At 33.5% G+C, this 19,335-nt stretch carries 18 protein-coding genes and 1 tRNA gene; 12 read left to right on the top strand and 7 right to left on the bottom strand.

What is annotated here, in order from left to right; translation table 11 throughout:
• The first annotated feature begins 206 nt into the window (after nt 1-206).
• Nucleotides 207-617, top strand: a complete 411-nt coding sequence (locus LX95_RS01885) for a hypothetical protein (protein WP_111539720.1) — start codon at nt 207-209, stop codon at nt 615-617.
• Nucleotides 618-777: 160 nt separating this feature from the next.
• Here LX95_RS01885 and feoB read toward each other — a convergent pair whose 3' ends face one another.
• The 3 genes from feoB to LX95_RS01870 form a co-directional block, all read right to left on the bottom strand.
• Nucleotides 778-2,877, bottom strand: coding sequence for a ferrous iron transport protein B (gene feoB, locus LX95_RS01880; protein WP_111539719.1), 2,100 nt, complete (start codon nt 2,875-2,877; stop codon nt 778-780).
• 1 nt (nt 2,878) lies between these two features.
• Nucleotides 2,879-3,109, bottom strand: a complete 231-nt coding sequence (locus LX95_RS01875; RefSeq protein WP_111539718.1) for a FeoA family protein — start codon at nt 3,107-3,109, stop codon at nt 2,879-2,881.
• Nucleotides 3,110-3,186: 77 nt separating this feature from the next.
• The gene (locus tag LX95_RS01870; RefSeq protein ID WP_111539717.1) at nt 3,187-3,867 is read right to left on the bottom strand and encodes an SCO family protein; all 681 of its coding nucleotides are present in this window, start codon (nt 3,865-3,867) and stop codon (nt 3,187-3,189) included.
• A 366-nt stretch (nt 3,868-4,233) separates the two neighbouring features.
• On the opposite strand from LX95_RS01870, the gene rseP reads away from it, so the two are divergent.
• Nucleotides 4,234-5,553, top strand: a complete 1,320-nt coding sequence (gene rseP / locus LX95_RS01865) for an RIP metalloprotease RseP (protein ID WP_111539716.1) — start codon at nt 4,234-4,236, stop codon at nt 5,551-5,553.
• An 87-nt stretch (nt 5,554-5,640) separates the two neighbouring features.
• Nucleotides 5,641-5,714 (top strand) — tRNA-Asn (locus LX95_RS01860).
• Between the two features lie 61 nt (nt 5,715-5,775).
• Here LX95_RS01860 and LX95_RS01855 read toward each other — a convergent pair.
• A complete protein-coding gene (locus LX95_RS01855) occupies nt 5,776-6,219 on the bottom strand; it encodes a nucleoside deaminase (RefSeq protein ID WP_111539715.1) in 444 nt (147 codons plus the stop codon).
• Nucleotides 6,220-6,257: 38 nt separating this feature from the next.
• On the opposite strand from LX95_RS01855, the gene LX95_RS01850 reads away from it, so the two are divergent.
• From LX95_RS01850 to LX95_RS01840, 3 genes are all read left to right on the top strand, one after another.
• Complete coding sequence (locus LX95_RS01850) at nt 6,258-8,030, top strand: 1-deoxy-D-xylulose-5-phosphate synthase (protein WP_111539714.1); 1,773 nt, start codon at nt 6,258-6,260, stop codon at nt 8,028-8,030.
• A gap of 120 nt (nt 8,031-8,150) precedes the next feature.
• On the top strand, nt 8,151-10,574 hold the full coding sequence (locus LX95_RS01845; RefSeq protein ID WP_111539713.1) for a TonB-dependent receptor: 2,424 nt from the start codon (nt 8,151-8,153) through the stop codon (nt 10,572-10,574).
• Between the two features lie 15 nt (nt 10,575-10,589).
• Nucleotides 10,590-11,717 (top strand): PepSY-associated TM helix domain-containing protein, encoded by a 1,128-nt coding sequence (locus tag LX95_RS01840; protein WP_111539712.1) that lies wholly within the window; start codon nt 10,590-10,592, stop codon nt 11,715-11,717.
• Nucleotides 11,718-12,517: 800 nt separating this feature from the next.
• Here the strand turns inward: LX95_RS01840 and LX95_RS01830 are convergent.
• Together LX95_RS01830 and purN are read right to left on the bottom strand one after the other, a co-directional pair.
• Entirely contained in the window at nt 12,518-13,156 is a 639-nt protein-coding gene (locus LX95_RS01830; protein ID WP_111539710.1) for a ribonuclease H1 domain-containing protein, read from the bottom strand.
• The gene (gene purN, locus LX95_RS01825; RefSeq protein ID WP_245924707.1) at nt 13,149-13,748 is read right to left on the bottom strand and encodes a phosphoribosylglycinamide formyltransferase; all 600 of its coding nucleotides are present in this window, start codon (nt 13,746-13,748) and stop codon (nt 13,149-13,151) included. The genes LX95_RS01830 and purN overlap by 8 nt, the downstream gene beginning before the upstream one ends.
• A 141-nt stretch (nt 13,749-13,889) precedes the next feature.
• On the opposite strand from purN, the gene LX95_RS01820 reads away from it, so the two are divergent.
• The 6 genes from LX95_RS01820 to LX95_RS01795 all read left to right on the top strand — a co-directional run bounded on the left by LX95_RS01820 (nt 13,890) and on the right by LX95_RS01795 (nt 18,818).
• A complete protein-coding gene (locus LX95_RS01820; protein ID WP_093141106.1) occupies nt 13,890-14,126 on the top strand; it encodes an acyl carrier protein in 237 nt (78 codons plus the stop codon).
• 12 nt (nt 14,127-14,138) lie between these two features.
• On the top strand, nt 14,139-15,392 hold the full coding sequence (gene fabF, locus LX95_RS01815; protein WP_111539709.1) for a beta-ketoacyl-ACP synthase II: 1,254 nt from the start codon (nt 14,139-14,141) through the stop codon (nt 15,390-15,392).
• A gap of 12 nt (nt 15,393-15,404) precedes the next feature.
• The gene (gene rnc, locus LX95_RS01810) at nt 15,405-16,145 is read left to right on the top strand and encodes a ribonuclease III (protein ID WP_111539708.1); all 741 of its coding nucleotides are present in this window, start codon (nt 15,405-15,407) and stop codon (nt 16,143-16,145) included.
• A gap of 91 nt (nt 16,146-16,236) precedes the next feature.
• Complete coding sequence (locus LX95_RS01805) at nt 16,237-16,716, top strand: IPExxxVDY family protein (RefSeq protein ID WP_170116565.1); 480 nt, start codon at nt 16,237-16,239, stop codon at nt 16,714-16,716.
• Nucleotides 16,716-18,146 (top strand): pyruvate kinase, encoded by a 1,431-nt coding sequence (gene pyk, locus LX95_RS01800; protein ID WP_111539706.1) that lies wholly within the window; start codon nt 16,716-16,718, stop codon nt 18,144-18,146. Before LX95_RS01805 ends, pyk begins: the two co-directional genes overlap by 1 nt.
• Complete coding sequence (locus LX95_RS01795; protein WP_111539705.1) at nt 18,147-18,818, top strand: hypothetical protein; 672 nt, start codon at nt 18,147-18,149, stop codon at nt 18,816-18,818.
• Here LX95_RS01795 and LX95_RS01790 read toward each other — a convergent pair.
• Nucleotides 18,815-19,330, bottom strand: coding sequence for a GNAT family N-acetyltransferase (locus LX95_RS01790; RefSeq protein WP_111539704.1), 516 nt, complete (start codon nt 19,328-19,330; stop codon nt 18,815-18,817). The two genes, LX95_RS01795 and LX95_RS01790, sit on opposite strands and share 4 nt — an antisense overlap.
• Nucleotides 19,331-19,335: the final 5 nt, after the last annotated feature.

Raw genomic sequence — 19,335 nt, 5'->3', positions numbered from 1 at the left:
TATTTACATTAATGTTAAATTTTAGAAAAAAAGTAAGAAATAACCTTTAAGAGTATTTTCTGTAATGTCTTTTCAGTCTATATTATCTTATGCGTTAGCTTTTGCTGCTGAAGCCACGATATTTATGGTTGCAGAAGAAGTAATTCTTGAATCTCGACAAGCTAATTATAACAATATTGCTATTCTCAGATTTATATATTTAAACTATGAAAAAATCAATTCTTACCCTTGTTTTATTGTTAACCGGTCTAGTAATTCAGGCTCAACAAAAAACCGCTACACCTGTGATAGTAAAAAAATTACCTTTAGGAAAGTCTATTATTGTACATACTAACTATAGTGTCGACTTTTTAGAAGTTACTGAAGATTCACGTTGTCCTACAGGAACAGAATGTATTTGGGCGGGTCAAGTAAAAGTGCTGTTAATGATATGTAAAGATGGCGAGGAAATGGAAAAAAAGGAAGTTATACTTAAAGATTTAAGTACAGAAAACCCTTTCCAACTTACTTTAGCGCCATCTATTAAGGTTAATATATATCAGTTAAAGCCACATCCTACTATAGAAAACAAAAATAATCTAGATTATTACCTTCAAATAGCAGAAACTAAGAACTAATAATTAATGGCATCCACAATCTGAACCAGAAGAGCCGCAACCCTTGCTCTTGGCTGCATTCTTTTGCATAAATGGTGGTGTCCATATAAGTTTGGTAAACAAATAAAAAAGAGCCACTAAAAATGTAAGTAAAACTAAAATTTCCTGTAACATAATTTTTCTATTTTAAAATTTGGAATGCGGCTAAAGCAGCGACATAAGCTATTCCCGACATAATAAATAATTGCAAAGCAGGCCATTTCCAAGAATTTGTTTCTCTTTTTACGATAGCCAGAGTACTCATACATTGCATAGCAAAAGCATAAAAAAGAAGTAAGCTAATACCGCTGGCAAAATTAAACAATGGGCCTCCTAATATAGGATTTACCTCTGCTGCCATTCTATTTTTTATAGTTTTTTCATCATCACTTCCTACACTATATATGGTTGCTAGCGTTCCTACAAAAACTTCTCTCGCAGCAAAAGAACTTACAATAGCTATACCAATTTTCCAGTCGTAACCTAAGGGAGCTACAGCTGGTTCTATAGCTTTACCCATAATACCTATATATGAGTTTTCTAACTTTACGGAAGAAACATGTTTATTAAATTCTTCTTCAGATAAACTATTTCCATACTCTTGAGTGACAACGGCTTCAGCATTATTAAAATCGTCTCCAGGACCATAACTAGCCAAAACCCACAAAACAATTGAAATGGCTAGAATTATTTTACCGGCGCCAAATACAAAAGACTTTGTTTTTTCTACAACGTTTATAGCTACGTTTTTGAACATAGGAAGCTTATAGTCGGGCATTTCAATGACAAAATAGCTTTTCCCTTTGATGTCCATAATTTTATTGAGCACCCAAGCAGAGAATACAGACATACCAAAACCAAGAAGGTAAAGGAGCATAAGTGTTAATCCTTGATAATTAAAAATCCCAAGAAAACGCTCATCGGGAATAACTAAGGCAATAATAATAAGGTAAACGGGTAATCTAGCAGAACAAGTGGTAAAGGGTACTACTAAAATAGTAATTAAGCGCTCCTTCCAATTTTCTATATTTCTAGTGGCCATAACTGCAGGAATGGCGCAGGCTGTTCCCGACACTAAAGGAACTACACTTTTTCCGCTAAGGCCAAAACGTTTCATAATTTTATCCATTAAGAATACTACACGGCTCATATAGCCACTTTCTTCAAGGAGCGAAATAAATAGAAATAGAAAGGCAATTTGTGGAATGAAAATAACGATTCCGCCAAGGCCAGGAATAATTCCTTCAGAAATTAGATTAGTGAAAACACCTGCAGGCAATACATTTTTAGACCATTCGCTTAATTCGGCGAAAGCCATATCTATAAAATCCATTGGGTAGCTAGACCAATCATAAATCGCTTGAAAGATGAGTAGCATGATAGAAAAGAATATAACGTACCCCCAAACTTTGTGAGTAAGTATACGATCTAATTTTGCACGTAAATCTTTGGCAGCATTAATATCTACGGTGTGGGTTTCTTTTAAAACACCATTAATAAATTGATATCTTGCAATGGTTTCTTTTTGCTGAAGTCGTTTAAGTTCGCTTTTCTTTTTAGGTAGAAAATCTTGAGTAAGATTAATTTCCTTTCGGTTGAGGTTTCCAAAATTTACATCTTGAGTAATAACTAACCAAAGTTTGTATAAAGACTGGTTAGGAAATGCTTTTCTTAAACGATCAAAATATTCAGGATCTATAGAAGAGGCATTTAAACATGGTTCGGTAGGGATTCTACCATAATTAATGATGAGTTCTTTTAATTCTTCAATCCCTGTATTTTTACGAGAACTAACGAGGGCAATTTTGGTTTTTAAGCGTTCTTCTAGTAAATCTATATCTATACTTATTCCCTTGAGCTCCATGCGATCTGCCATATTAATGACTAATATCGTGGGAATACCTAAATCTTTAATTTGGGTATATAAGAGTAAGTTTCTTTTTAAATTTTCTACATCGCTTACAACGACCGCTACATCTGGGTAATCTTTGTCGTTTTTGTTAAGCAATAACTCTATAACTAGATTTTCATCAAGAGAGGAAGCGTTAAGGCTATAGGTGCCTGGTAAATCTATAATGTGAGCTTTTAAACCACGCGGAAGTTTACAAATACCTTCTTTTTTTTCAACCGTTATTCCAGGATAGTTTCCTACCTGTTGGTTGAGACCTGTTAGGTGATTAAATACAGAGGTTTTACCAGTATTTGGGTTTCCTATAAGAGCGACATTTATTTGCTTTGCCATACTATTCTACCAGTTCTATTTCTACTTTTAAGGCGGTTTCCTTTCTTATTGCTAAATGACTTCCATTAATATTGAGGTACAAAGGATCTTTAAAAGGTGCAATTTGCACTAACTCAACGTCATTACCGGGTAAGCATCCCATTTCTAAAAGTTTAAGAGGGATGGTATCATCAGTAAATTCTTTAATGATTCCGCGCTGTCCGCGCTTTAAGTCGGCTATAGTTAATTTCAAAGTTTATTTAGATTGAATTTAAACAACGCAAAAGTAACAGAAAAAAACTTCATAGTAAAGCCTTAATCGTTAAAACCTCATTCTTCTGAATTTTGTATCTTTTTTAAGGTGGCGATGTCTTCAATTAACTCCTCAATGGCATCGGGATTGGTGCCATCATAAAATTTTCTAATACGGCGTTGGTTATCTATAAGTGCGAAATTTTCGGTATGAATCATGTCATACGGACCTCCGTTTCCTTGGTTTTTGACTACAAAATAAGATTTTCTTGCCAATTCGTAAATTTGCTTTTTATCGCCAGTAACTAGATTCCATTTACTGTCAATTACGCCTTTCTTATCTGCGTATTTTCTAAGCTGTTCAACACTATCAATTTTTGGAGTGACCGTATGAGAGAGAAGTAAAACTTCATCATCATCCTTAAACTCTTCTTGGATTTTCTTCATATGGTCTGTCATAATCGGGCAAATAGTTTGACAAGTGGTAAAAAAGAAATCAGCTACATATATTTTATCTTTGTAATTCTCTTGTGTAACAGTGTCACCATTTTGGTTAATCAACTTAAAATCGGCTACTTTGTGGTATTTTCTAATGTATTGCATGGTAGAATCTACCAATTCGGTATTCACCATACTCGGTTGATAAATTGGTAAATTAGGCGCCGGTTTTAATAACTGGTAGATGATTGTGATGATAATTGCTGATAGGATAAAGAGAACAACAGCAAAATACTTATACTTGGCAAAGAATTTGAGCATTGCAGGTAATTATTTTAGGAGTTACAAAAATAAGCTCTTTGACCGAGAGGATGAAATATGTAGGCAAATTTATTCCGCTAAGGAAATCTAAAAATTGTTATTTATTTACGCTTTCGCGGAAAAAAAAGTTCAAACCATACCGATTAAAAAAGCGAGATAAGCTAATGATTTTGTGTTATGAATGAATTAACACAAAGGAAAATAAAGGAGTGTTTTTCTAAGCGGAAAGAAAAGATTACTTTTGTGCGATTTTAGAAATCAAGAGCTTCCATTTACATAAAGGAGATTGCGATTAAAAAACCACTTTAATTATTCGAGAGAAGTCTCTAAAGGTTAAATTATTATAAAGAATTAAGAAAAACGACTATGAGTCCATTTGCTATAAAAGCCATACAATTACTTTTAAGTTTATCATTTTTAATTGTTCTTCATGAATTAGGACATTTTATTCCAGCTAAACTATTTAAAACAAGGGTAGAAAAATTCTTCTTATTTTTTGATGTAAAGTTTGCACTTTTCAAGAAGAAAATAGGAGGCACCGAGTACGGAATAGGTTGGTTGCCTCTTGGCGGATACGTGAAAATAGCCGGAATGATCGATGAGAGTATGGACAAAGAGCAAATGGCAAAACCACCACAACCTTGGGAATTTAGAAGCAAGCCAGCTTGGCAACGTCTTATTATTATGTTAGGAGGTGTGACGGTAAATGTTCTTTTAGGGTTTCTTATCTATATGATGGTTCTATTTGTTTGGGGAAGTGATTTTGTAACTAAAGATGATATTCCAGACGGGTTTGCAGTTGCACAACCTTTAGAAGAGTTTGGATTTAAAGATGGAGATCGAATTTTAGAAGTTAATGGAGAAGAATTTGAAAATCAAATTGCCATTAACCAACATTTTATGGTTAGGGATGTGGAAACGGTAAAAGTTTTGCATCAAGATGGTTCTCAACAATTAATTAATATTCCTGAAGATATAGGGACGCAGTTGTTTCAATCTGGTCATATGAAACCATTTAATAGAATGGCGTCTACAACAATAGATTCTGTAGTTGATAATTCTATAGCTAAAAAAATAGATTTAAGAAAGGGAGATGAAGTGATTGCTTTTAATAATGAGCCTCTTTCAAAATGGCAAGATTTTCAAGAACAGAAAACTAATTTAGAGTCATTAAGTGGAACTTTAACCGTCTTACGTGATGGGAATAAGAAAGAAATCCCATTTACTTTAAATGATGATAAAGAATTTGGAGTGTTTCCTAAAGCGAAACCTGTAAATATTCAAACAAGAGAATACAGTGTGGGAGAAAGTATAGCTAAAGGCTTTGACTATGGGTATTGGACCCTACATGATTATGCGGCCCAATTTAAATACGTATTTACTAAGAAAGGAGCTACTCAAGTGGGTGGTTTTGGAGCGATAGGGAATCTTTTCCCAGATGCTTGGGATTGGAGAGCTTTTTGGGGAACAACGGCGCTTATATCTATGATTTTGGCATTTATGAATATTTTGCCTATTCCTGCTTTAGATGGTGGTCACGTCATGTTTTTACTGTATGAAATTATTACTGGAAGAAAGCCAAACGATAAATTTATGGAGTATGCTCAAATGGTTGGATTCTTCATTCTCATAGCTTTAGTGCTTTTTGCCAATGGTAATGATGTCTACCGATGGTTATTTGATTAAAAAAAAATTAAAAAAATGTTTGCGCAAACTAAAAAAGGTTTTATATTTGCATCCGCTAAGCAGTTATTGTGAGGCAAAGACATAAACTCCTCTTTAGCTCAGTTGGTTAGAGCATCTGACTGTTAATCAGAGGGTCCTTGGTTCGAGCCCAAGAAGAGGAGCAAAAAGAAAAGCCTTACAGAAATGTAAGGCTTTTTTATTTATATTATTAAAATGAAGTGCTTATCTCCTTTTGCTTTTAAAAAAGCTCTGAAGTAATCTAGAAGATTCTTCAGCTAATAATCCAAACGAAATTTTTGTTTTAGGGTGAATTTTTCCGCCTTGAGCGCGATAACCACGCTCAGTATCTTCTGCAGCAACTACTACTTTAGATATTTGACTCCAATATAAAGCGCCTGCACACATTTGGCAAGGCTCTAAAGTTACATACATCGTACAGTCTTTTAAGTATTTTCCGCCAAGGTAGTTTGCAGCTGCAGTAATGGTTTGCATCTCAGCGTGTGCGGTGACATCCTGAAGCATTTCTGTTAAGTTATGTCCTTTGGCAATTATAGTATTCTGGCTAACGATAATACATCCTACAGGTATTTCTCCTCTGTTAAAAGCAGTTTCGGCTTCTTGTAAAGCTTTTTTCATAAAATAGGTATCATCAAAAGGAGTAAGCATAAGTAATTATTTCGTGACAAGTTTTACCTTTGCAAGATATGGAAAGTGCCTTTTTAAAACAGATCAATTCTCCCAAAGATTTAAGGAAGCTTAATAAAAAGCAGTTGAGTTTTTTAGCCAGAGAGCTTAGAGAATTTATTATAGATATAGTTTCGACCAAAGAAGGGCATCTTGGTGCAAGTTTGGGCGTAACAGAACTCACAATTGCATTACATTATTACTTTAATACTCCATATGACCAATTAATTTGGGATGTGGGTCACCAAGCCTACGGACATAAAATTCTAACAGGAAGAAGAGATAATTTTGAAACCAATAGGAGATTAAACGGCCTTAGCGGATTTCCAAAGCGGTCGGAAAGTGAATATGATACATTTGGAGTTGGGCATAGTTCTACATCTATCTCTGCGGCTTTAGGAATGGCGTTGGCTTCTCAATTAAAGGGCGAGCACAAAAAAAAACATATTGCAGTTATAGGGGATGCTTCTATTGCTAGTGGAATGGCGTTTGAAGGTCTTAACCACGCAGGAGTTACAAGTGCCAACCTTTGGGTGATTTTAAATGATAATGCTATAGGAATAGATCCTAGTGTTGGAGCTTTAAAAGAGTATTTATTGAAAGCAACTGTAGACAAACGTCCGTTGCAAGCAAATATGATTGAAGCTTTAAATTTTCATTATTCTGGCCCTATTGATGGGCATAATTTTGAAGAATTGCTTGGCGCTTTCGCGGAAATGGAAAAAGTAGAAGGGCCTAAATTTTTACATGTCATTACTAAGAAAGGAAAAGGTTTACAAAAGGCAGAAGAAGACCAAGTAAAATATCACGCTCCTGGGAAATTTGATAAAAGAACGGGAGAGTTGATCGATACTTTAGATAAAAACCTTCCGCCAAAATATCAAGATGTATTCGGTCTTACATTGTTAGAATTAGCCGAAAAAAATGAAAAGATCATAGGGATTACTCCAGCCATGCCTACAGGAAGCTCATTAAAATATATGATGCAAAAATTTCCTGAAAGAGCATTAGATGTAGGTATCGCAGAACAACATGCGGTTACACTTTCGGCGGGAATGGCAACACAAGGAATGATTGTTTATTGTGCTATTTATTCTACTTTTTTACAAAGAGCATATGATCAAGTGATTCACGATGTAGCCTTACAAAATTTACCAGTCATTTTTTGTATAGATAGGGCGGGACTAGTAGGGGAAGACGGAGCTACCCATCACGGAGTATTTGATATTGCTTATCTGCGTTGTATTCCTAATATTATTATTGCCAGTCCATCAAATGCCTCAGATTTGAGAAACCTTCTTTATACTGTTTCTTTAGGAATTGAAAACCCTATTGCGATACGTTACCCAAGAGGAAGAAGTCAAGATAAAGATTGGCGAAAAGAATTTAAAAAATTGGAGTTAGGGAAATCTAAAACTCTCCTTAGCGGAAACAAAATTGCAGTAATTGCTGTTGGTTCTTGTGTTGCAGATGCTAAAAAAGCCATACAGAAAACTCAAGACCCTTCAAATTTTACATTAACAGATCTAATATTTATAAAGCCGCTAGATCTAGATTTGATAAAAAAAACATTAAGACAACACCAGCACATCTTAACAGTTGAGGACGGAAGTATAAAAGGAGGAATAGGGGAAGAGATTTCCCGAATAGCACTGGAAGAAAATTTTGCAGGTAAAGTTGAAAGTTTAGGTATTCCAGATAAATTTATCCATCAAGGTACTACAGAAGAGCTAAAAGATTTAGCCGGGATTTCTAATGAGACCATTAAAAATAAGTTGATAAGTATGCTTTAAACTGCTAATTAAAATTTCAAATAAATTAGCTTATTTAGATTTATTAAGAATAGCTTGCAGGAGAGAATAAACCCTATTACTTTTGCAGCCAAAATTATTTAAATTTAGTCTAAGTATAGAATGAGAAATTTTTGTTTTCTTTTAGCTTTATTATTTTCGGTTGGTGTTGTAGCGCAAACCTCTACAATTTCAGGTAAAATAGCCAATAACCAACAGCAAGCATTAGCGGGAGTTAACGTGGTGATTAATTCTCAAAATATAGGTGCTCAAACTCGGGAAGATGGTACATTTTTGTTGGAACGAGTTCCTGTGGGGAATTATAAAGTAACCGTAACTTATTTAGGTTATAAAACTAAAGAATTAAATGTAGAAGTGTTTAACGGAAGCAATCAAAATTTGGGGAGCATAGTTTTGTATGAAGGAAATGAGATTTTGAATGAAGTAATTATTAAAAGTGAAAGAAGGAATAAATTTTCTAGAAAACAAACGGCTTATGTCGCTAAACTGCCTTTAAAAGATTTAGAAAACACACAGGTATATAGTACGGTAACAAATGAATTATTAGAATCGCAAGTAGTAACTAATTTTGATGATGCATTAAAAAATGCAACTGGGGTAGAGCAGTTGTGGACTTCTACAGGTAGAGGAGGGGATGGAGCAGGTTACTTTTCTTTAAGAGGGTTTTCTGTTCAGCCGCAATTGGTCAATGGTTTGCCAGGTTTAACTAATGGAACAATTAATCCAGCGAATATTGAGCGAATAGAGGTTTTAAAAGGACCCTCGGCTACCTTGTTTGGTAATGCAGTGAGCTCTTATGGAGGTTTAATTAATGTGGTGACAAAAAAACCATATGTTGGAACTGGAGGACAAATTTCTTATACTGCCGGCTCTTATGGCTTTAATCAAGTCGTGGCCGATGTGAATTCCGCTTTAAGCGAAAAGGATAACATTTATTTTAGAGTTAATACAGCTTATACTTCACAGCAAAGCTTTCAGGATGCAGGTTTTAGTAAATCTTTTTTTGTAGCTCCTTCTTTGTCATATAAAGTGAATAATAAATTATCGTTCTCTTTTTATGCTGAAATCACTCAAGCCGAACAAACTAATCCTATGTTTCTATTCTTAAATAGAAGCGCCCCTACAGAATCTCAGGATTTAAATGAGCTTAACTACAACAATAAACTTTCATTTACAAGTAATGATTTGACCTTAGAAAATCCTAATCAAAATTACCGTTTTGAGACTGATTATAAGTTAAGCGACTCATGGAAATCTCAAACCTTATTGTCTAGAAGTAATACTTCTACAAAAGGATATTATACTTATTTAATTGATTACGGAACCTTAGGAGATGATACTTTTTCTAGATTCTTGAGTAAACAAAATTCTAACACACAAACTACAGATATTCAGCAAAATTTTATTGGGGATTTTAAATTAGGATCTTTAAGAAACCGAATGGTAATTGGTTTAGATTACTTTACGGCAAAAGAAACTGATAATAGTTCGAAATTCGCTTTTTACGGAAATGTAACTCCAGAAGGACTATCAAATGGAGATAATCCATTAACTCTAGATGTAGTAGAAGATGTTTTTTCTCCTTTATCTACTTCTGGTGTAGATAGTGTTTTAGAAAACCAACCTATAAACAACGCTACATCTAAATATGAAACTTATAGTTTCTATGTTTCAGATGTTGTGAATATTACCAAGCAATTATCTGCGATGGTAGGAGTTCGTTTAGATCATTTTAATAATGATGGAGATATTTTGGTAGAAGATGATAATTATGATCAAACCACTTTATCACCAAAAGTCGGATTGGTTTATCAGCCTATAGAAGAGCAACTTTCTGTCTTTGCAAACTATCAAAACGGGTTTACGAATGTTGCTCCAAAATTAGTAGGTGATCCAGATCAAGGAGCTCAAACTTTAAAAACATTTGATCCAGAACAAGCAAACCAAATGGAGTTTGGGGTAAAAACAAACTTATTTACCAACCGATTAAATGCCACCATTAGTTATTATGATATTAAGGTTAAAGATAGAGTTATAACAGACCCTAACTCTCTTTTTAATAAAATTCAAGGTGGTGAGGTTGAAAGTAGAGGAGTTGAGATAGAGTTAAATGCTAATCCTATAAAAGGACTAAATATAAGAGCGGGTTATAGCTATAATGATAGTGAAACCACAAAATCTGACAATTTGGAAATCCTAAATAAGAGACCATTAGAAGCAGGACCAGAAAGTCTTTACCATGCGTGGGCAAATTATGAGCTTACAAATGGGAAGTTTAAAGGTTTAGGTTTTGGTGCAGGTATTAATGGTGCAAGTGAAAGATTTGCTATTAACTATGTTTCTACTGGAGAGTTTATTTTACCCTCATATACTATTGCTAATGCAAGTATTTATTATCAAGCTAAAAAGTACAGTCTTAGCTTAAAATTAAATAATGCTTTTAATAAAGAGTATTATAAAGGTTGGACCACTATTAGTCCACAAACTCCAAGAACTCTATTAGCTAAAGTAGCTTACAAATTTTAAACTCCACCATCCGTTATGGCTTCTACAAAAAAGATTTTTTTTCAATTGCACAAATACCTTGGGTTAGTCACTGGGATTGTAGTTTTTGTGGTTGCCATAACAGGTTGTTGTTGGGCGTTTAAAGAAGAAATAGAAAGCTTGTTAGATGATTCTGTGCAGGTAAGCCTTCAAGACCAACCTATACTTACTCCTACTCAAGCTAAAACATTTGCTAAAGAGGTATTTCCCAATCAAAGTATACACGGAGTTTTATTTGAACATGGAGCTCAGCCTGTAGAGGTGATTTTTTATGATGCCGAACCAGAATTTTACCAAAGTGTTTTTTTGAATCCCTATTCTGGTGAAGTAATAGAAGTGAAAGATCATATGAGTGGTTTCTTTGCGTTTATTCTAAAAGGGCATATTCGTATGTGGCTTCCTAAAGAAATTGGAGAACAATTAGTGTCGGCTTCAGTATTAATATTCCTATTGATTATCATTTCGGGGATTGTAGTATGGTTTCCAAAAAAGCGTAAAAACTTAGATCAGCGACTCAAATTTAAGTGGAAAAAAAACACCAAGTGGAAACGTAAAAATTATGATTTACATGCTATTACAGGATTTTATATATGTTCATTAGCTTTTGTGTTAGCTTTTACGGGTTCTGTTATTTCTTACAATTGGTTAAAATATGTGGTATATAAATCTATAGGAGGAGAAAAAGAAGCTAGTTTTATCATTCCTGATAATAATAGTGCTCCTCTAAAACTAGTAACACAAGAAAAACCTATTGATCGGTTAATTGTAAAATTAATGAAAGAGTCGCCCAACGCGGTTTCTTATGAATTACATTACCCTCATGACGAAGATGAAAGTATATATGTAGAATTAGCAAATAGCGAAGGCCTTTATTATAATAATGATTATCGTTTTTTTGATCAGCATACCTTAGAAGAAATTGAAACTCCAGGAATTTACGGGAAATATAAAGACGCTAAACTATCTGATAAAGTACTGCGAATGAATTATGATATTCACATAGGTGCCATTGGAGGTATAGCAGGAAAAATCTTGGCCTTTATTATAAGTCTGTTGACTGCAAGTTTACCCGTTACCGGATTTTTAATGTGGTACGGAAGAAATTATAAGAAGAAGAAAAAATAAGTAGTTTATTTTCTTCCAAAATCTGCAGGAATTTCAAATTGTTTTTAAAAAATGTTAAAGACAGTATAAAGCTTATCCTTTTTTCAAATTTATTCAGAGTGCCGTTTATAATGTGTTAATAGTAAGATCTAACTTACCTTGCGATGGCGGTAAAGCAATATTTAATCAATGTGATGATCAATTTAATGATGATATGAGTGGAATTCATTATAATTGTGATACTGCTGTAGCGTATTGGTCAGCAATATCATTATGAAAAGTGACATATATGTCAGCTTGTTGTGCAAAGGCAGGTGGTGATGCGGTTTTAGCTACAGGGCTAGCAATTGATAGACATACCTGTTGTGACAATCCTAATATGAGTGGTTATTAATTTTTTTAAGTTTTAATATATAATAAGATTGAGTGGATCATGCAGGGAAATACTAATTTTTTGATTATAATTTTTTTAGCATCTTTATTTTATTTTTATAAGGAATACGAGAGTAATAAGGAAATATTGGCGAAAATAAAATTTGGAAAAAGCTTATTTTTCTTGCAATCCGTAGTTGCGATGTTAGTGCTATTTTTAATTAATATGAAATTGATAAGCCTGATAGTTCTTATAATATTAATTCCATTTTTAGCTATGAATCTATGGCTGAATTATGAGATGTACAAACAAAATGGCTCTATTCAAAGAATAATCTATTCTGCTTGTATTTACTTTATGATAGTTATCATTTTTGTCAATTTACACTGAAATTTTAAATAATATAAAAAAAATCGTCAACCGAGTGTTGACGATTTTTTACTTAAGCTTACTTTCTTCCAAAATCTGCAGGAATTTCACCCCATTCTTTAGTATTCCACTTGAGCACTTTAGTAGCTACTCGATTGGTATTTAGCCAAGCTTCGGCACGATCTACTAAAGCGAAAATATCGGCATTCTTTTTACTTCGAGGTAATTTGGTATTGCAATTTTTTTTGCGCACCCAACTCATCGCTATTTTAGAATCAGAGTAAATAACTTTATCGCTTTTTTGATTATTTAATAGAGCCAAGCCGTGTACTAAAGCTAGAAATTCACCAATATTGTTAGTGCCTTGAGCAAAAGGTCCTTGGTGAAAGAGCTGTTTTTTGGTTTGAGTATCTACACCGCGGTATTCTACTTTACCAGGATTTCCGCTAGAGGCAGCATCTACAGCAATAGAATGAAAATTGACTTCTTCTGCTACTTTTTTTTGCTGAAGCGGAGAAGGTTTGTTTTTATTTTTCTTGGAAGTGATAAAATCCGCGTAAGCGCCATTAAATGCTTTTTTTGCCTCTGCAAAAGTAGGGAAAGACTTGTATTGAGCCCCTTTGAAACTTTTAATGGCAGCTTTACAATCTTCCCAAGATTCAAAAATACCAGTTTTGTTTCCTTTCCAGACGACGTAAAATTTCTTTTTCTTACTCATTAATAAGAAGGTCTTCGATTACTTTGACAAAATGTTTGTGCTCTAATTCGTGAATTCTCTTTTGTAAAGTAGCTACCGTTTCATTTTCGTTTACCGGAATTATTTCTTGAGCTATCATTTTTCCTTCATCGTATTTTTCATTTACATAATGAAAACTAATGCCCGTTTCTGCTTCTTTATTATCTAGAACAGCCTTATGTACATTAGCACCATACATTCCTTTTCCTCCATATTTAGGTAAAAGAGCAGGATGTAGATTGATTATTTTATTAGGAAAGTTTTTGATGATATTTTTAGGCATCATCCATAAAAATCCAGCCAGTACGATTAGGTCTGGCTCAATATCTTTTAATAAATTTAGCACTTCATGCGTGTCATAAAAGGCAGATCTATCAAAATGAAGCGCATTAACTTCTAAATCGTGAGCAGTTCTTAAAACTGGTGCTTTTATATTATTTGAAAACACATGGGTAACCTCAATTTGGTTCGTGTTAGAGAAATATTCGATAATTCGCTTAGCGTTAGATCCTTGCCCAGAGGCGAAGATGACAATTTTCTTGATAGAGGGACTGTTATTTGATTCTGAAACCATAAATTTTGCAAAATATTAAAAGGTAAAAATAGCTATTAATGTAAAAATACGTAAATTGACACCACATTTTTGGTATTAAAACTTGTTTTAAAATAAAGTTTTTTATTTTTGCCACTTAATCAAAATTAAAAATATAAGATTATGTCAGACATTGCATCAAGAGTAAAAGCAATTATCGTTGATAAATTAGGAGTTGACGAAAACGAAGTAGTAAACGAAGCTAGCTTTACTAACGATTTAGGTGCGGATTCATTAGATACCGTAGAATTAATTATGGAGTTCGAAAAAGAATTCGACATTCAAATTCCAGACGACCAGGCAGAAAATATAGCTACTGTTGGTCAAGCTATTTCTTACATCGAGGAAGCAAAAAAATAACAAACCTATAGTATGGAGTTAAAGCGAGTAGTAGTTACAGGTTTAGGTGCATTGACCCCAATTGGTAACAATATTGAAGAATATTGGGACGGATTGGTTAATGGTAAGAGTGGGGGTGCCCCAATTACTTATTTTGATACTGAAAAATTTAAAACTAAGTTCGCTTGTGAAATAAAAAACTTCGATTTTGATGCGTATTTTGATCGTAAAGAGAAGAGAAGATTAGATAGATTTGCTCAGTATGCTATTGTAGCATCAGACGAAGCTATTAAAGATTCTGCTATAGATTTAGATACCATCAATAAATACCGTGTTGGTGTTATTTGGGGAGCTGGTATTGGTGGCTTAGAAACCTTTCAAGAAGAGGTTAAAAACTTTGCCAATGGTGATGGTACTCCGCGTTTTAACCCATTTTTTATTCCTAAGATGATAGCCGATATTGCTCCTGGTAATATCTCTATTAAACATGGGTTTATGGGGCCAAACTACACGACTGTTTCAGCTTGTGCATCATCAGCAAACGCAATGATTGATGCCTTGAATTATATCCGTTTAGGGTATAGTGATGTAATGGTAACAGGAGGTAGTGAAGCAGCAGTAACACAAGCAGGTATGGGTGGTTTTAATGCGATGCACGCACTTTCCACTAGAAATGAAGATCCACAAAAAGCTTCAAGACCTTTTGATTCAACCAGAGATGGTTTTGTATTAGGAGAAGGAGCAGGAGCTTTAGTTTTAGAAGAATACGAGCATGCAAAAGCACGTGGAGCAAAAATTTATGCAGAAGTTGTAGGAGGCGGAATGTCTTCTGATGCTTATCATATGACAGCACCACACCCAGAAGGAATAGGAGTTGTAGCTGTGATGGAAAATTGTTTACAAAATGCTGGTTTAAAACCAGAAGATGTAGATACAATTAATACACACGGTACTTCAACGCCACTAGGTGATGTAGCCGAATTAAAAGCAATTACAAAAGTTTTTGGAGAACACGCTAAGAACATTAATATTAACTCTACCAAGTCTATGACTGGTCACTTACTAGGTGCTGCTGGAGCTATAGAAGCAATTGCCTCTATTTTAGCAATGAAACATAGTATAGTGCCACCAACTATAAATCATGAGACGGCAGATGAAAATATTGATTCTTCACTCAATCTTACGCTTAATAAAGCGCAAGAAAGAGAAGTGAATGTTGCTATGAGTAATACTTTTGGTTTTGGAGGTCACAATGCTTGCGTACTATTTAAAAAGTTAAACGAATAATAATTTCATTTTATGAATGTTATTCGAAATATATTAGGTTCCCGTTCTGAAAAGAGCGGGAATTTTTTTTCTGAAGTTCAAAAAATTATTGGCTTCAAGCCTAAATCTATAGCGCATTATCAAATAGCATTTACCCACAGATCGCTCAATAAGAAAGATAAAGACGGTAACCCTATAAGTTATGAAAGGTTAGAGTTTTTAGGAGATGCTATGCTTAGCGCTGTAATTGCAGCACATTTGTTTAATGAAGTTCCGCAAGGGGATGAAGGTTATTTAACTAAAATGAGATCTAAGGTTGTAAGTAGAAAACACCTTAATGAATTAGGAAAAGATCTTAACCTCATTAAATATATAGAAACGAATATCCCTACGAGTCATTTTGGAGCTAATATTCATGGAAATTTATTTGAAGCGCTGCTAGGCGCTATTTATCTTGACAAAGGTTATAAATACTGTGAAAAATTTATATATAAGAAAGTAATTGAACCTTATGTTGATATAGATCAATTAGAAGGGAGAGTTATCAGTTACAAAAGTTTACTGATTGAGTGGTGTCAAAAAAATAAAATAAAATTTCATTATGATATTTATGAGGACACAGGCAAAGATGAGCAAAAACATTTTGCAGTTAAACTTCGTTTAGACGATAAAATTGTGGCTAAGGCGAGAGCCACCTCAAAGAAAAAAGCTGAAGAAAAAGCATCTAAACGAGCATATTTTGCCAATCAAAGCAAAATTGATACCCGAGAATAAGAATTATTCTTCATTATTTTTTAACGTGCCCTCAACTTAAATTGTGTAAGGCAAATCTTATCTTTACCTTTATTATTTTAAGAAAATGATTATGGCTAATAAATTAATGCTCAATACCTTTATAGAAGAAGATTTTGATCTTATTGCCATACATTGTTCTTTAGAAGCATATCACTTATCTTTTTTGCTAAATAAAACCTTGAACTTTAGATTACACCGGGAAGATATGGATGTAGATTTTACCTATAAAGAAGGAACGGCGTTTTATGAACTTTTTAAATATTGTGACGACTACCAACAATGTAATTATTACTTGGTAGAGAATAAACATAAAATAAAAGCATCCAATTTATATAGCGAAGGGTCATTGTTTAAAGATGATGCGACGTATTCTACTAATTTAATACCAGAATATAAAAACGTAGATTTTTTCTTAAAAATTCAAAATGAAGGATCTCATATTGATTCTAAGAAAATAATCTCTGAATTGCATAAAATTACCCCAATAATTACTGCTTATAAAGTAGATTTTGATACTTTAAAGTCTGTAGAAAATTTAACTTTTAGTTGATGAATAAAATAAAGAAAACAAAAATAGTAGCCACTTTAGGACCAGCAACTGCTTCTAAACAGATTCTTAAGTCAATGCTTGAAAAAGGCGTTAATATCTTTAGAATCAATTTTTCTCACGCCAATTATGAAGATGTCGTTGAACGTATTAAGATGATACGAGAGCTCAATGAAAAATATGGTTTCAATGCAGGGATTTTAGCCGATTTACAAGGACCAAAACTTCGTGTAGGGATAATGAAAGAAGAGGTGGTGGTAAACAAAGGAGAGATCATTGTTTTTGCTACTGGTGAAGAATTTAAGGGAACTAAAGAGCGTGTTTACATGAACTATAATAGCTTTCCTCAAGATGTAAAACCTAAAGAGAGAATTCTTTTAGATGACGGAAAGTTAATTTTTGAAGTGGTAAGTACAAATCAAAAGAATGAAGTAGAAGCAAAGGTAATTCAAGGCGGACCTTTACGTTCTCGAAAAGGAGTCAACTTACCAAATACCGACATTTCTCTTCCGGCGCTGACCGAAAAAGATATTGAAGATGCTAAGTTTGCTATAAAACAACAAGTAGACTGGATAGCTTTATCATTTGTTAGAAATGCTGAAGACCTACAAGTGCTACAAAAAATTATAGATGAACATAGCGATCATAAAATACCAATCGTTGCTAAAATAGAAAAACCTGAAGGGGTTAAGAATATTGATAAAATTGTAGCACATTGTGATGGTTTGATGGTAGCTCGTGGAGATTTAGGAGTAGAGGTTCCTGCTCATGAAGTTCCATTGATTCAAAAAGAATTAGTCTTAAAAGCTAAAAAAGCAAGAATCCCAGTAATTATTGCTACCCAAATGATGGAAACGATGATTACGAGTCTTACCCCTACAAGAGCAGAAGTAAACGATGTAGCCAACTCTGTAATGGATGGTGCCGACGCTGTGATGCTAAGTGGAGAGACATCTGTAGGGAAATTTCCAGTACAGGTTATTGAAAAAATGGCGCAGATTATTAGAAGTGTAGAACATTCAGATTTAATACAAGTTCCTCACAATCCGCCACATATTCGTACTAAACGTTACATTACTAAATCGGTTTGTTATCATGCAGCGACCATGGCAAATGAGATAGATGCCAAAGTAATTTGTACCCTAACCAATAGTGGTTATACAGCGTTTCAAATTTCAGCTTGGAGGCCTTCGGCTAATATTTTAGCATTTACTTCTAATAAGAGAATCCTTACACAATTAAGTTTATTATGGGGTGTTAAAGCTTTTTACTATGATAAATTTGTGAGTACAGATGAAACTGTAGAAGATGTTAATCAGATCGCTAAGGACAAGAAATTCGTAAAAAAGAACGATTTTGTTATTAACCTTGCAGCCATGCCTATTGGTAATAAAGGAATGGTAAATACTTTAAGAGTTTCAGAAATTGATTAGATGAAAATTATCACAAGCTTCTTTTTACTGTTTTCTTGTACAATCTTTGCACAGAAGCACTATACATTTGATTACGCGATTGAATATAAAAGGTATTGTAAAAAAGCTTGTGATGATGAAACATTCTTTTTCTTGACCAACTCTAAAGACAATAGTTATTTTGTTAGACTAACAAATAAAGACAGTTTAGAATATAAAATCTTATTTATAGATCAAAACGGAAACTCTTCGAGAACTTCTGTATTTAAAGATAGTTTACACTTGGCAGAATATATTAATATTCCCTGCAATAATGTGGGTAAATATAGAAATCCCTACAAAAAAAGAGTAAAAGATTATGATTTTGAAAATTTAAAAGACACTCTAATTAATGGGGAATATTATAGTTTCTATAAATTTAAATATCTTAAGGGAGAAAGAAAAAAGCGGAGAAAGAAGATAGGTGAATTACAGTATATTATTCAGGATTCTACGGAATTTCATACTCCTATACTTTATTTAGCTACGGCTTATGAAGAATGGCTACAGAAAAAAAATATCCCTAACGGAATTATTAAAGAAAAAATTCATTTAGGTTACAAAAATGATACTCTTTACAAGGAAAAGTTAGTGAGGTATAAAAAGATAAATAAGACAATTGTTATACAAGACTCTTGTAATAATTCACATTAGCAGTTTAACTCTAAAATAATATTATTTTCGTTTCCTTTATCTTTCCTATTAGGATTTAATACAAATGAATTGCGCTCTAATAAAGACAATGATTTGCTGTTTTCGTAATGAGTAAAGGCTTCAATTTTAATTAATTGGAGATCTTGTAATGCATAATTTATTACAGCTTTCAAAGCTTCATTCATAATTCCTTTGCCTTGTTGGTTCGTAGCTAAATCATAACCCACTTCTGCAGTCGTTTTATCTTCCGAAAAATGCCATAGGCAGATACTTCCAATCATTTTTGGGTTTTCTTTTAACGAAATACTCCAATACAGTAACTCCTTTTTTCGAATCCCTTTTTGAATTTTATAAATAAATGCTAGAGCTTCTTTTTGATTTCTTGCAGATGGTCTAGAAACATATTTATTCACAGTCATATCACTCCTTAAATATGCTATTTCTTCCCAGTCTTTAATAGACAAAGCTCTTAAATTTAATCTGGTAGTATTTAAAACACAAAACTCTTTCATTGTAG

It is taken from the genome of Mesonia algae (assembly GCF_003253545.1).
Taxonomy (GTDB): domain Bacteria; phylum Bacteroidota; class Bacteroidia; order Flavobacteriales; family Flavobacteriaceae; genus Mesonia; species Mesonia algae.
The sequence above is the reverse complement of the archived record's forward strand: the minus strand, read 5'-3'. Positions and strand labels throughout refer to the sequence as shown.

What these genes read in the sequence shown, in the direction of transcription:
- LX95_RS01885 (WP_111539720.1), top strand. Translation starts at nt 207, where the DNA reads ATGAAAAAATCAATTCTTACCCTTGTTTTATTGTTAACCGGTCTAGTA.
- feoB (WP_111539719.1), bottom strand. Translation starts at nt 2,877, where the DNA reads ATGGCAAAGCAAATAAATGTCGCTCTTATAGGAAACCCAAATACTGGT.
- LX95_RS01870 (WP_111539717.1), bottom strand. Translation starts at nt 3,867, where the DNA reads ATGCTCAAATTCTTTGCCAAGTATAAGTATTTTGCTGTTGTTCTCTTT.
- rseP (WP_111539716.1), top strand. Translation starts at nt 4,234, where the DNA reads ATGAGTCCATTTGCTATAAAAGCCATACAATTACTTTTAAGTTTATCA.
- LX95_RS01855 (WP_111539715.1), bottom strand. Translation starts at nt 6,219, where the DNA reads ATGCTTACTCCTTTTGATGATACCTATTTTATGAAAAAAGCTTTACAA.
- LX95_RS01850 (WP_111539714.1), top strand. Translation starts at nt 6,258, where the DNA reads ATGGAAAGTGCCTTTTTAAAACAGATCAATTCTCCCAAAGATTTAAGG.
- LX95_RS01845 (WP_111539713.1), top strand. Translation starts at nt 8,151, where the DNA reads ATGAGAAATTTTTGTTTTCTTTTAGCTTTATTATTTTCGGTTGGTGTT.
- LX95_RS01840 (WP_111539712.1), top strand. Translation starts at nt 10,590, where the DNA reads ATGGCTTCTACAAAAAAGATTTTTTTTCAATTGCACAAATACCTTGGG.
- LX95_RS01830 (WP_111539710.1), bottom strand. Translation starts at nt 13,156, where the DNA reads ATGAGTAAGAAAAAGAAATTTTACGTCGTCTGGAAAGGAAACAAAACT.
- purN (WP_245924707.1), bottom strand. Translation starts at nt 13,748, where the DNA reads ATGGTTTCAGAATCAAATAACAGTCCCTCTATCAAGAAAATTGTCATC.
- LX95_RS01820 (WP_093141106.1), top strand. Translation starts at nt 13,890, where the DNA reads ATGTCAGACATTGCATCAAGAGTAAAAGCAATTATCGTTGATAAATTA.
- fabF (WP_111539709.1), top strand. Translation starts at nt 14,139, where the DNA reads ATGGAGTTAAAGCGAGTAGTAGTTACAGGTTTAGGTGCATTGACCCCA.
- rnc (WP_111539708.1), top strand. Translation starts at nt 15,405, where the DNA reads ATGAATGTTATTCGAAATATATTAGGTTCCCGTTCTGAAAAGAGCGGG.
- LX95_RS01805 (WP_170116565.1), top strand. Translation starts at nt 16,237, where the DNA reads ATGGCTAATAAATTAATGCTCAATACCTTTATAGAAGAAGATTTTGAT.
- pyk (WP_111539706.1), top strand. Translation starts at nt 16,716, where the DNA reads ATGAATAAAATAAAGAAAACAAAAATAGTAGCCACTTTAGGACCAGCA.
- LX95_RS01795 (WP_111539705.1), top strand. Translation starts at nt 18,147, where the DNA reads ATGAAAATTATCACAAGCTTCTTTTTACTGTTTTCTTGTACAATCTTT.
- LX95_RS01790 (WP_111539704.1), bottom strand. Translation starts at nt 19,330, where the DNA reads ATGAAAGAGTTTTGTGTTTTAAATACTACCAGATTAAATTTAAGAGCT.